This window comes from Streptococcus mitis (assembly GCF_008763935.1).
Taxonomy (GTDB): Bacteria; Bacillota; Bacilli; order Lactobacillales; family Streptococcaceae; genus Streptococcus; species Streptococcus mitis_DB.
Genome location: NZ_VTQF01000005.1, coordinates 1 through 13526, shown reverse-complemented (window position 1 = coordinate 13526; position 13526 = coordinate 1). Strand labels below are relative to the sequence as shown.

Annotated in this window: 9 protein-coding genes; 8 read left to right on the top strand and 1 reads right to left on the bottom strand. The window is 42.0% G+C overall.

Annotation, left to right across the window (positions count from 1 at the left end; genetic code table 11):
* Positions 1 to 309: 309 nt before the first annotated feature.
* Positions 310 to 2001 carry an arginine--tRNA ligase gene (gene argS, locus F9B91_RS08050; protein WP_150922919.1) on the bottom strand — a complete coding sequence of 564 codons (1692 nt, stop codon included), beginning with the start codon at positions 1999 to 2001 and terminating at the stop codon, positions 310 to 312.
* A 135-nt stretch (positions 2002 to 2136) separates the two neighbouring features.
* Here argS and argR point away from each other — a divergent pair, with 135 nt between their 5' ends.
* From argR to F9B91_RS08005, 8 genes are all read left to right on the top strand, one after another.
* Entirely contained in the window at positions 2137 to 2583 is a 447-nt protein-coding gene (gene argR / locus F9B91_RS08045; RefSeq protein ID WP_001231476.1) for an arginine repressor, read from the top strand.
* A 50-nt stretch (positions 2584 to 2633) separates the two neighbouring features.
* Complete coding sequence (gene mutS / locus F9B91_RS08040) at positions 2634 to 5168, top strand: DNA mismatch repair protein MutS (RefSeq protein ID WP_150922918.1); 2535 nt, start codon at positions 2634 to 2636, stop codon at positions 5166 to 5168.
* A gap of 145 nt (positions 5169 to 5313) precedes the next feature.
* On the top strand, positions 5314 to 7020 hold the full coding sequence (patA, locus tag F9B91_RS08035; protein WP_150922917.1) for a multidrug efflux ABC transporter subunit PatA: 1707 nt from the start codon (positions 5314 to 5316) through the stop codon (positions 7018 to 7020).
* 1 nt (position 7021) lies between these two features.
* Complete coding sequence (gene patB / locus F9B91_RS08030; RefSeq protein WP_045610968.1) at positions 7022 to 8788, top strand: multidrug efflux ABC transporter subunit PatB; 1767 nt, start codon at positions 7022 to 7024, stop codon at positions 8786 to 8788.
* Between the two features lie 249 nt (positions 8789 to 9037).
* A complete protein-coding gene (locus F9B91_RS08025) occupies positions 9038 to 9727 on the top strand; it encodes a gamma-glutamyl-gamma-aminobutyrate hydrolase family protein (protein ID WP_045610970.1) in 690 nt (229 codons plus the stop codon).
* 169 nt (positions 9728 to 9896) lie between these two features.
* Positions 9897 to 11246 carry a glucose-6-phosphate isomerase gene (locus tag F9B91_RS08015; protein ID WP_000018268.1) on the top strand — a complete coding sequence of 450 codons (1350 nt, stop codon included), beginning with the start codon at positions 9897 to 9899 and terminating at the stop codon, positions 11244 to 11246.
* A 130-nt stretch (positions 11247 to 11376) separates the two neighbouring features.
* Complete coding sequence (gene gltX / locus F9B91_RS08010; protein ID WP_150922916.1) at positions 11377 to 12837, top strand: glutamate--tRNA ligase; 1461 nt, start codon at positions 11377 to 11379, stop codon at positions 12835 to 12837.
* Positions 12838 to 12850: 13 nt separating this feature from the next.
* Positions 12851 to 13285 (top strand): cytidine deaminase family protein, encoded by a 435-nt coding sequence (locus F9B91_RS08005; protein ID WP_150922915.1) that lies wholly within the window; start codon positions 12851 to 12853, stop codon positions 13283 to 13285.
* Positions 13286 to 13526 lie beyond the last annotated feature (241 nt).

Below are 13526 nucleotides of genomic sequence, written 5' to 3'. Positions count from 1 at the left end.
AAATCGATATTATTTGGTTAGGTGAATTAGTAAATCGTTTAGGCAATGCGCCACATAGTTACGACGTATTGTAATAGAAATCGATATTATTTCTATTACAATACTAGTGAAGCAGTTAGCTAGTCCGCATAAAAGCGCCTAGCGTCTAACAATTAGGAACTTTAGTTCCAATAACTTTAAGATTACGATGTTTTAGGACATAAATCGATCATATTTATGTCCTAAAACTAGTGAAGCGCCTAGCCAAATCCTATCAGAGATTTGGCGTTAGTTACTTAGATTGCTTTGCAATCAAGTAACTTTGGCGATTTACATCTTCTCTGGCGCTTCTACTCCAAGCAAGCGAAGGGCTTCTTTGAGAACGACTGCGGTTGCGTAGCTAAGGGCTAGACGGCTGTCGCGTTCTGGACTTTCATCCAAGATGCGCGTATGTGCATAGTATTTGTTAAAGGCTTGAGCCAGGCTAATTGCAAATTTAGCAATGATAGAAGGTTCAAAGTTATCCGCAGCACGGTTGATAATACGTGGGAAGTCTTGAATGAGTTTAATGATTTCCCAGCTTTCGGCATCATTCAAACTATAGTTGCCAGCTGTTTCTGGTTTGAAGTCTGCTTTACGTAAGATCGATTGGATACGAGCGTAGGCATATTGAACATAAGGTCCAGTTTCGCCCTCGAAGGATACCATAGCTTCTAGGTCGAAGTCGTATCCATTTGTACGGTCGGTTTTGAGGTCATAGAATTTAATGGCTCCAACCCCAACAGCATGTGCTACCTGATCTTTATTTTCAAGTTCAGGATTTTTAGCCTCGATTTGGGCCTTGGCACGACTAACGGCCTCTGCAACAGTAGGCTCTAGTAAGATGACATTCCCTTTACGAGTAGAGAGTTTCTTCCCTTCTTTTGTAACCAAACCAAAAGGAACATGAGTAATGTCTTCACTCCAGTCGTAACCCATTTCTTTCAAGACAGCTTTGAGCTGTTTAAAGTGGGCAGATTGCTCTTGACCAACGACATAGATAGATTTGGCAAATTGGTATTCGTTTTTACGGTAAAGGGCTGCGGCCAAGTCACGTGTGATATAGAGAGTTGCACCATCAGATTTCTTGATAAGAGCTGGATGTTCAATTCCATATTTCTCAAGATTCACAACTTGGGCACCTTCTGACTCAACAAGAAGGCCTTTTTCAGAAAGAATGTCTACAACTGCATCCATTTTATCGTTGTAGAAGGCTTCTCCGTTGTAACTGTCAAATTCGACTTGCAATTCATTGTAAAGGCGGTTAAATTCCACCAAACTTTCATCACGGAACCATTGCCAAAGAGCGAGAGCTTCCTCGTCTCCATTTTCAAGTTTACGGAACCATTCGCGTGCTTCTTCATCCAAACTTGGGTCATTTTCAGCCTCAGCATTGATACGAACGTAGAGTTTAAGAAGTTCATCGATTGGATGAGCTTTTACAGCCTTTTCGTCGCCCCATTTTTTGTAGGCAACAATCAGCATTCCAAACTGTTTACCCCAGTCTCCCAAATGGTTGACCTTGACCGTTTGATAATCGATTTTTTGGAAAATATGTGACAAGCTATCTCCGATAACAGTTGAACGCAGGTGACCAATAGAGAATGGTTTAGCGATATTGGGACTAGACATATCGATAACAACATTTTCTTGTTTACCAATATTTTGATCAGCATAGTGTTCTTTTTGAGTGATAACAGCTTGTAATACTTGAGCAGAAATGGCAGATTTATCAAGGAAAAAGTTGACGTAAGGTCCTGTTGCGACAACCTTTTCAAAGGCTTGGCTGTTAATTTTTTTAGCCAGTTCAGCCGCAATCATTTGAGGTGCTTTACGTTCGACTTTTGCAAGAGAAAAAGCAGGGAAAGCAATGTCTCCCATTTCTGAGTTTTTAGGGGTTTCCAGTAAATTTAAAATAGCCTCTTGGTCCAGGCTATCAATGATGCTAGCCAATTCGCTAGCAATCAATTCTTTTGTATTCATTAAGAGCTCCTTTTTGGACTTTTCTACTATTTTATCACAATTTTAAAGAAAGAAGAAAAAATTTTTGAAATCTCCTATTTTTTTGGTATAATATAGTTATAAAAATAGTTATAAATATGCATATAAGAGGATTTTATGAGAAAAAGAGATCGTCATCAGTTAATAAAAAAAATGATTACTGAGGAGAAGTTAAGTACACAAAAAGAAATTCAAGATCGGTTGGAGGCACACAATGTCTTTGTGACGCAGACAACTCTATCTCGTGATTTGCGTGAAATTGGCTTGACCAAGGTCAAGAAAAATGATATGGTGTATTATGTACTAGCAAATGAGACAGAAAAGATTGATTTGGTGGAATTTTTGTCTCATCATTTAGAAGGTGTTGCAAGAGCAGAGTTTACCTTGGTACTTCATACCAAATTGGGAGAAGCCTCTGTTTTGGCAAATATTGTAGATGCAAACAAGGATGAATGGATTTTAGGAACAGTTGCTGGTGCCAATACCTTATTGGTCATTTGTCGAGACCAGCACGTTGCCAAACTCATGGAAGATCGTTTGCTAGATTTGATGAAAGATAAGTAAGGTCTTGGGAGTTGCTCTCAAGACTTATTTTTGACAAGGAGAGACGGAAAATGGCGACAGAAAAGCTATCACCCGGTATGCAACAGTATGTGGATATTAAAAAGCAATATCCAGATGCTTTTTTGCTCTTTCGGATGGGTGATTTTTATGAATTATTTTATGAGGATGCGGTCAATGCTGCGCAGATTCTGGAAATTTCCTTAACGAGTCGCAACAAGAATGCCGACAATCCGATCCCTATGGCGGGTGTTCCCTATCATTCTGCCCAACAGTATATTGATGTCTTGATTGAGCAAGGCTATAAGGTAGCCATTGCTGAACAGATGGAAGATCCTAAACAAGCAGTTGGGGTTGTTAAACGAGAGGTTGTTCAGGTCATTACGCCAGGGACAGTGGTCGACAGCAGTAAGCAGGACAGTCAGAACAATTTCTTGGTTGCCATAGATCGTGATGGCAGTCAATTTGGCCTCGCTTATATGGACCTAGTGACGGGTGATTTTTATGTGACAGGTCTTTTGGATTTCACACTGGTTTGTGGGGAAATCCGCAATCTCAAGGCGCGCGAAGTGGTGCTGGGTTATGACTTGTCTGAGGAAGAGGAACAAATTCTCAGTCGTCAGATGAATCTGGTGCTTTCCTATGAAAAAGAAGGCTTTGAAGACCTTCATTTACTGGATTCACGATTGGCATCTGTGGAGCAAGCGGCATCTAGTAAATTGCTCCAGTATGTTCATCGAACTCAGATGAGAGAATTGAACCACCTCAAACCTGTTATACGCTACGAAATCAAGGATTTCTTACAGATGGATTATGCGACCAAGGCTAGTCTAGATTTGGTTGAGAATGCTCGCTCGGGTAAGAAACAAGGCAGTCTTTTCTGGCTTTTGGATGAAACCAAAACTGCTATGGGAATGCGTCTCTTGCGGTCTTGGATCCATCGTCCTTTGATTGATAAGGAACGAATCGTTCAACGACAAGAAGTGGTGCAGGTCTTTCACGACCATTTCTTTGAGCGTAGTGATTTGACAGACAGTCTCAAGGGTGTTTATGACATCGAACGTTTGGCTAGTCGGGTTTCTTTTGGCAAAACCAATCCCAAAGACCTCCTGCAGTTGGCGACCACCTTGTCTAGTGTGCCACGGATTCGTGCGATTTTAGAAGGGATGGAGCAACCTGCTCTAGCCTATCTCATCACACAACTAGATGCCATTCCAGAGTTGGAGAGTTTGATTAGCTCAGCGATTGCTCCTGAAGCTCCCCATGTGATTACGGAAGGTGGCATTATTCGGACTGGATTTGATGAGACTTTAGACAAGTACCGTCGCGTTCTCAGAGAAGGGACTGGTTGGATTGCTGAGATTGAGGCTAAGGAGCGAGAAAACTCTGGTATCAGCACACTTAAGATTGACTACAATAAAAAAGATGGCTATTATTTCCATGTGACCAATTCGCAACTGGGAAATGTGCCTGCTCACTTTTTCCGCAAGGCGACGCTGAAAAACTCAGAACGTTTTGGAACCGAAGAATTGGCCCGTATCGAGGGAGATATGCTGGAGGCGCGTGAGAAGTCAGCTAACCTCGAATACGAAATCTTTATGCGCATTCGTGAAGAGGTCAGTAAGTACATTCAGCGTTTACAAGCTTTAGCCCAAGGAATTGCGACGGTTGATGTCTTACAGAGTCTGGCGGTTGTGGCCGAAACTCAGCATTTGATTCGACCTGAGTTTGGCGACGACTCACAAATCGATATCCAGAAAGGGCGTCATGCTGTCGTTGAAAAGGTTATGGGGGCTCAGACCTATATTCCCAATACGATTCAGATGGCAGAAGATACCAGTATCCAACTGATTACAGGGCCAAACATGAGTGGGAAGTCAACCTACATGCGTCAGTTAGCCATGACGGCTGTTATGGCCCAGATGGGTTCTTATGTACCGGCAGAAAGCGCCCATTTACCGATTTTTGATGCAATCTTTACTCGTATCGGAGCAGCAGATGACTTGGTTTCAGGTCAATCAACCTTCATGGTTGAGATGATGGAGGCCAATAATGCTATTTCGCATGCAACAAAGAATTCCTTGATTCTTTTTGATGAGTTAGGTCGTGGAACTGCAACTTATGACGGGATGGCTCTTGCTCAGTCCATCATCGAATACATCCATGAGCACATCGGAGCCAAGACCCTCTTTGCGACCCACTACCATGAGTTGACTAGTCTGGAGTCTAGTTTACAACACTTGGTCAATGTCCACGTGGCAACCTTGGAGCAGGATGGGCAGGTCACCTTCCTTCACAAGATTGAACCAGGACCAGCTGATAAGTCCTATGGTATCCATGTTGCCAAGATTGCTGGCTTGCCAGCAGACCTTTTAGCAAGGGCGGATAAGATTTTGACTCAGTTAGAGAATCAAGAGACAGAAAGTCCTGCTCCCATGAGGCAAACAAGTACTGTCTCAGAACAAATTTCACTCTTTGACACGCCTGCAGTGCATCCTGTCCTAGCAGAATTGTCTAAACTGGACATTTACAACATGACACCCATGCAAGCTATGAATGTCTTGGTCGAGTTAAAACAGAAACTATAAAGAGAAAATTACTAGTCATTCTAGCTGTATCAAGGAGACTTCTTTGACAAGTTCCCACTTTTTTGCTAGAATAACATCACACAAACAGAATGAGAAGGAGCTGACGCATTGTCGCTCCCTTTTGTCTATTTTTTAAGGAGAAAGTATGCTGATTCAGAAAATAAAAACCTACAAGTGGCAGGCCTTGGCTTCGCTCCTGATGACAGGCTTGATGGTTGCTAGTTCACTTCTGCAACCGCGTTATCTGCAGGAAGTGTTAGACGCTCTCCTTGCTGGGAAATATGAAGCTATCTATAGTATAGGGGCTTGGTTGATTGGTGTGGCCGTGGTCGGTCTGGTTGCTGGTGGGCTCAATGTTGTCCTTGCATCCTATATTGCCCAAGGAGTTTCATCTGACCTTCGAGAGGATGCCTTCCGTAAAATCCAAACTTTTTCTTATGCTAATATTGAACAATTTAATGCGGGAAATCTAGTCGTTCGCATGACAAATGATATCAACCAGATTCAGAACGTCGTCATGATGACCTTCCAAATTCTTTTCAGACTTCCCCTCTTGTTCATCGGTTCGTTTATCTTGGCGGTTCAAACCCTACCTTCTCTGTGGTGGGTGATTGTTCTCATGGTAGTCTTGATTTTTGGTTTGACTGCTGTCATGATGGGTATGATGGGGCCTCGTTTTGCCAAGTTTCAAACCCTGCTTGAACGCATCAATGCCATTGCCAAGGAAAATCTGCGTGGCGTTCGCGTGGTCAAGTCCTTTGTCCAAGAAAAAGAGCAGTTTGCTAAGTTTACAGAGGTCTCAGACGAGCTTCTTGGTCAAAACCTTTACATTGGTTATGCCTTTTCAGTAGTGGAACCCTTTATGATGTTGGTCGGTTATGGGGCGGTATTCCTCTCTATTTGGCTAGTTGCTGGGATGGTTCAGTCGGATCCGTCAGTTGTTGGCTCCATTGCTTCCTTTGTCAATTACCTAAGCCAGATTATCTTTACCATTGTCATGGTTGGATTTTTGGGAAATTCTGTCAGCCGTGCCATGATTTCCATGCGTCGTATTCGAGAAATTCTGGATGCAGAGCCAGCTATGACTTTCAAGGATGTCCCAGATGAAGAGTTGGTCGGAAGTCTTAGCTTTGAAAATGTGACCTTTACCTATCCAATGGACAAGGAACCGATGCTGAAAGATGTGAGCTTTACTATTGAACCTGGTCAAATGGTTGGTGTAGTTGGAGCGACTGGTGCAGGAAAATCAACCTTGGCTCAATTGATTCCACGTCTCTTTGACCCACAGGAAGGGGCTATCAAAATCGGAGGCAAGGATATTCGCGAAGTGAGTGAAGGAACCCTGCGTAAAACAGTTTCTATCGTTCTTCAACGTGCCATTCTCTTCAGTGGAACGATTGCAGACAACTTGAGACAGGGTAAGGGAGATGCTACTCTATTTGAAATGGAACGCGCAGCTAATATTGCCCAGGCTAGTGAATTCATTCATCGTATGGAGAAAACCTTTGAAAGTCCAGTTGAGGAAAGGGGAACCAATTTCTCTGGTGGGCAAAAGCAAAGGATGTCGATTGCTCGTGGAATTGTCAGCAATCCGCGTATTCTGATTTTTGACGATTCAACCTCGGCCTTGGATGCCAAGTCAGAGCGCCTGGTCCAAGAAGCCTTGAATAAGGACTTGAAGGGAACAACAACCATTATCATCGCTCAAAAGATTAGCTCGGTTGTTCATGCAGATAAAATCTTGGTTCTAGATCAAGGACGATTGATTGGTCAAGGTACGCATGCAGACTTGGTTACCAACAATGCCGTTTACCGTGAAATCTATGAAACACAGAAAGGAAAGGAGGAGTAAAATGAAGACAGTTCAATTTTTTTGGAATTATTTTAAAGTCTATAAGTTATCATTTGTAGTTGTTATCCTGATGATTGTTCTGGCAACTCTTGCCCAAGCCCTCTTTCCGGTCTTTTCTGGACAAGCAGTGACGCAGCTAGCTAATTTAGTTCAAGCTTATCAAAATGGCAATCCAGAACTTATTTGGCAAAGCCTATCAGGAATCATGGTCAATCTTGGCCTGCTGGTTTTAGTTCTATTTATCTCTAGTGTGATATACATGTGTCTCATGACGCGCGTGATTGCAGAGTCGACAAACGAGATGCGCAAAGGCCTCTTCGGTAAGCTTGCTCGCTTGACGGTTTCTTTCTTTGACCGCCGACAAGATGGCGATATCTTGTCTCGTTTTACCAGTGATTTGGATAATATCCTCCAAGCCTTTAACGAAAGTTTGATTCAGGTCATGAGCAATATTGTTTTATATATCGGTCTGATTCTTGTCATGTTTTCGAGGAATGTGACGCTGGCCCTCATCACCATTGCCAGCACACCAGTGGCCTTCCTCATGCTAATTTTCATCGTAAAAATGGCACGCAAATACACCAACCTCCAGCAGAAAGAGGTAGGGAAGCTCAACGCCTATATGGATGAGAGTATCTCAGGCCAAAAAGCCGTGATTGTGCAAGGAATTCAAGAGGATATGATGGCAGGATTTCTTGAACAAAATGAGCGCGTACGCAGGGCAACCTTTAAAGGAAGAATGTTCTCAGGAATTCTTTTCCCTGTCATGAATGGGATGAGCTTGGTTAACACAGCCATCGTCATCTTTGCTGGTTCAACTGTACTTTTGAATGATAAGTCTATTGAAACTAGTACAGCCCTAGGTCTGATTGTTATGTTTGCCCAATTTTCACAGCAGTACTACCAGCCTATTATCCAAGTTGCAGCTAGTTGGGGAAGCCTTCAGTTAGCCTTTACTGGGGCTGAACGGATTCAGGAAATGTTTGACGCAGAGGAAGAAATCCGATCTGAAAAGGCTCCAATCTTCACTAAGTTGCAAGAAGGTGTTGAAATCAGTCATATTGATTTTTCATACTTGCCTGATAAACCTATTTTGAAAGATGTTAGCATTTCTGCCCCTAAAGGCCAGATGACAGCAGTTGTTGGTCCGACAGGGTCAGGGAAAACGACTATTATGAACCTTATCAATCGCTTCTATGATGTTGATGCTGGTGGTATTTATTTTGACGGCAAAGACATCCGTGACTATGATTTAGATAGTCTTAGAAGCAAGGTGGGAATTGTTTTGCAGGATTCGGTCTTATTTAGCGGAACGATTCGAGACAATATCCGTTTCGGTGTGCCAGATGCTAGTCAAGAAATGGTTGAGGTAGCAGCCAAGGCAACCCACATTCACGACTATATCGAAAGCTTACCTGATAAGTACGATACTCTTATAGATGATGACCAGAGCATCTTTTCAACAGGACAGAAACAATTGATTTCTATCGCTCGAACCCTGATGACAGATCCAGAAGTTCTCATTCTAGATGAAGCCACTTCGAACGTAGATACGGTGACAGAAAGTAAGATTCAGCATGCCATGGAGGCGGTTGTAGCAGGTAGAACTAGTTTCGTCATTGCCCACCGTTTGAAGACCATTCTCAATGCTGATCAGATTATTGTCCTTAAAGATGGAGAAGTCATTGAATGCGGTAACCACCATGAACTCTTGAAACTAGGTGGATTCTACTCAGAACTCTATCACAATCAATTTGTTTTTGAATAAGAAAAAGTTGTCCCTTTGGGCAGCTTTTTCTTGTTCATAAAAAATATTTATCACGGACTTTAAAAAAACATATTAGACGAAAGGCGTTTTGAGTGATATGATAGGACTATCGTTATACTCAATGAAAATCAAAGAGCAAACTAGCAGACTAGGAAGCTAGCCGCAAGCTGGACTTGAGTACGGTAAGGCGACGCTGACGTGGTTTGAAGAGATTTTCGAAGAGTATTAACATTCGAAAGGAGAGGCATCATGGCTAGAACGGTTGTAGGAGTTGCTGCAAATCTATGTCCCGTAGACGCAGAAGGCAAAAACATTCATTCATCTGTATCTTGTAGATTCGCAGAGAGCATTCGTCAAGTCGGTGGTCTCCCTTTAGTCATTCCTGTTGGTGATGAGTCAGTTGTACGCGATTATGTGGAAATGATTGACAAGCTTATTTTGACAGGCGGTCAAAATGTCCATCCTCAGTTTTATGGAGAGAAAAAGACCATCGAGAGCGATGATTACAATCTAGTACGCGATGAGTTTGAACTAGCTCTCTTGAAAGAAGCGCTCCGTCAGAATAAACCAATTATGGCAATCTGTCGTGGGGTTCAGCTGGTCAATGTTGCTTTTGGCGGCACCCTCCACCAAGAAATTGAAGGTCACTGGCAAGGCTTGCCTTTTGGAACATCTCATTCTATTGAGACAGTGGAAGGAAGCGTGGTGGCTAAGTTGTTTGGCAAAGAAAGTCAGGTCAATTCAGTCCATCGTCAAAGCATTAAAGATCTGGCACCTAATTTCCGTGTAACTGCTATTGATCCAAGAGACCAAACTATTGAAGCGATTGAGTCTATCGATGAGCACCGCATTATCGGTTTGCAGTGGCATCCAGAGTTTCTGGTCAATGAAGAAGATGGCAATTTAGAATTATTTGAGTATTTATTGAATGAACTGTAACGACTGGAACATCTAGTCGTTCTTTCTTTTATTTTTTCAAAATTTTTGGAATGCGGCATTTTTACGCAAACGTTTGAATTCTGATAAAAATTGGAGAAATTCGACAAAAAACTTGAAAAAAACGAAGGTAAGCGTTATGATAGAAAAGAAGAAATATTGGAGGAATAACATGTCACATATTAAATTTGATTATTCAAAAGTTTTAGACAAATTTGTTGCACCACATGAAGTGGAATACATGCAATCACAAGTAACAGCAGCAGATGAATTGATCCGTAAAGGAACTGGTGCTGGTAGCGACTTCTTGGGATGGTTGGACCTTCCTGAAAACTACGACCGCGAAGAATTTGACCGCATCTTGAAAGCTGCTGAGCAAATCAAATCAGACAGCGATGTTTTGGTTGTGATCGGTATCGGTGGATCTTACCTTGGTGCCAAAGCAGCAATCGACTTCTTGAACCACCACTTTGCAAACTTGCAAACAAAAGAAGAACGCAAGGCTCCACAAATCCTTTACGCAGGAAACTCAATCTCATCTACTTACCTTGCTGACTTGGTAGAGTACGTAGCTGATAAAGATTTCTCAGTAAACGTGATTTCTAAATCAGGTACAACAACTGAACCAGCGATTGCTTTCCGTGTCTTCAAAGAACTTTTGGTTAAGAAATACGGTCAAGAAGAAGCTAACAAACGTATCTATGCAACAACTGACCGCCAAAAAGGTGCTGTTAAGGTTGAAGCAGACGCTAACGGTTGGGAAACATTTGTTGTTCCAGATGATATCGGTGGACGCTTCTCAGTATTGACAGCCGTTGGTTTGCTTCCGATCGCAGCATCAGGAGCTGACATCAAAGCCCTTATGGAAGGTGCGAATGCAGCTCGTAAAGACTACACTTCAGATAAAATCTCTGAAAACGAAGCTTACCAATATGCAGCTGTTCGTAACATCCTTTACCGTAAAGGCTATGCAACTGAGATCTTGGTAAACTATGAGCCATCACTTCAATACTTCTCAGAGTGGTGGAAACAATTGGCTGGTGAATCAGAAGGAAAAGACCAAAAAGGTATCTACCCAACTTCAGCCAACTTCTCAACTGACTTGCACTCACTTGGTCAATTTATCCAAGAAGGAACTCGTATCATGTTTGAAACAGTTGTTCGTGTTGACAAACCTCGTAAAAACGTGATTATCCCTAGCTTGGAAGAAGACCTTGATGGACTTGGTTACCTTCAAGGAAAAGACGTTGACTTTGTAAACAAAAAAGCGACTGATGGTGTTCTTCTTGCCCACACAGATGGTGATGTACCAAACATGTACGTGACCCTTCCAGAGCAAGATGCTTTCACTCTTGGTTATACAATCTACTTCTTCGAATTGGCTATCGCTCTTTCAGGTTACTTGAATGCTATCAACCCATTTGACCAACCAGGTGTCGAAGCTTACAAACGTAATATGTTTGCCCTTCTTGGAAAACCAGGATTTGAAGAATTGAGCAAAGAACTTAACGCACGTCTATGATAATAGAAGAAAAGAGTGGTTTGTCCACTCTTTTTACTCTCTTTATTCATAGAAATTGGACTCAGCCAAGACTTGTGATATAATATAGAGAGCAAAAAGGCAGACGCCTAGATACTTTATAGGAGAAACTATGTCAAAAGATATCCGCGTACGTTACGCACCAAGTCCAACAGGACTACTACACATCGGGAATGCCCGTACAGCATTGTTCAACTACTTGTATGCACGTCATCATGGTGGAACATTTATCATTCGTATCGAAGATACTGACCGTAAACGTCATGTCGAGGATGGTGAACGTTCACAACTTGAAAACCTTCGCTGGTTAGGTATGGATTGGGATGAAAGCCCAGAAACACATGAAAATTACCGCCAGTCTGAGCGTTTGGGCTTGTATCAAAAGTACATCGATCAACTATTAGCTGAGGAAAAAGCCTACAAGTCTTACGTTACAGAAGAAGAGTTGGCAGCTGAACGCGAACGCCAAGAAGCAGCTGGTGAAACACCACGCTACATCAATGAATACCTTGGTATGAGTGAAGAAGAAAAAGCAACTTACATCGCAGAACGCGAAGCAGCAGGAATTATCCCCACTGTTCGCTTGGCTGTCAATGAGTCAGGTATCTACAAGTGGCATGATATGGTCAAAGGTGATATCGAATTTGAAGGTGGCAATATCGGTGGTGACTGGGTTATCCAAAAGAAAGACGGTTACCCAACATACAACTTTGCCGTTGTTATCGATGACCATGATATGCAAATTTCTCACGTAATCCGTGGAGACGACCACATTGCTAATACACCAAAACAGCTCATGGTTTATGAAGCACTTGGTTGGGAAGCTCCAGAGTTTGGTCACATGACCTTGATTATCAACTCTGAAACTGGGAAAAAATTGTCTAAACGTGACACCAACACCCTTCAGTTTATCGAAGACTACCGTAAAAAAGGTTATTTACCAGAAGCAGTCTTTAACTTTATTGCTCTTCTTGGTTGGAACCCAGGTGGCGAAGATGAAATCTTCTCTCGTGAAGAACTCATTAAACTTTTCGATGAAAACCGCCTGAGCAAGTCTCCAGCAGCTTTTGACCAGAAAAAACTCGACTGGATGAGCAATGATTATATCAAGAATGCAGACCTAGAAACTATCTTTGAAATGGCAAAACCATTCCTAGAAGAAGCGGGTCGATTGACAGACAAGGCTGAAAAATTAGTTGAGCTCTATAAACCACAAATGAAATCAGTAGATGAGATTATCCCATTGACAGATCTCTTCTTCTCAGATTTCCCAGAATTGACCGAAGCAGAGCGCGAAGTCATGGCGGGTGAAACAGTCCCAACAGTTCTTGAAGCCTTCAAAGCAAAACTCGAAGCGATGACAGATGATGAATTTGTGACAGAGAATATCTTCCCACAAATTAAAGCAGTCCAAAAAGAAACAGGTATTAAAGGGAAAAATCTCTTCATGCCTATTCGTATTGCTGTTTCAGGTGAAATGCATGGGCCAGAATTACCAGATACGATCTTCTTGTTAGGTCGTGAAAAATCAATCCAGCATATCGAAAATATGTTAAAAGAAATCTCTAAATAAGAAGGGTACAATAATGGACATCTGGGAAAAGATGTACGAAGAAGCACAGAAACTATACGATCCACATGAAGTATCTGATTTTGTTTACGCTAACCATGTTGTTGCCGCAGTAGAAGCAGAAGATGGACAAATATTTACAGGTTTCTGTATGGAGGGAACCTGTGGTGTATTCCATCTCTGCGCAGAGCGGGCAGCACTCTTCAATATGTACCAATTTTCAGGGCAAACTAAGGTTAAAAAAGTATTAGCCTTCCGAGATAAACCGCCGTATGGTGGAAGTTCAGGAATGCCCTGTGGAGCTTGCAGAGAATTCCTTTTAGAGTTGAACGTTGAAAATAAAGATGCAGAATTCATGATGGACTACGATAGTAGAAAGATAGTGAAAGTCGCAGAGCTAATGCCCTATTGGTGGGGAGAAGAACGTGCTTCTAAGTTTAACAATCAATAGAAGAGTCGGTATAATTCTGACTCTTTTTACTTAAAGCTTAAGTTCAACTGGTTTTACTAATGCTTGATTAGTCGAAAAGAATCGAAAAAAGAGTGCACAAAATCCCCTCATCTGAAAGCGTTTCAGATTAAGTTTCGCTATGGTGGAAGTTACGTTGAGAAGTTACCACTTAAAAAAATTTAAAAAAAGTAGTTGACAAAGTTTGAAAAGCCTGTATAATAGTAAGAGTTGAAAATAACAG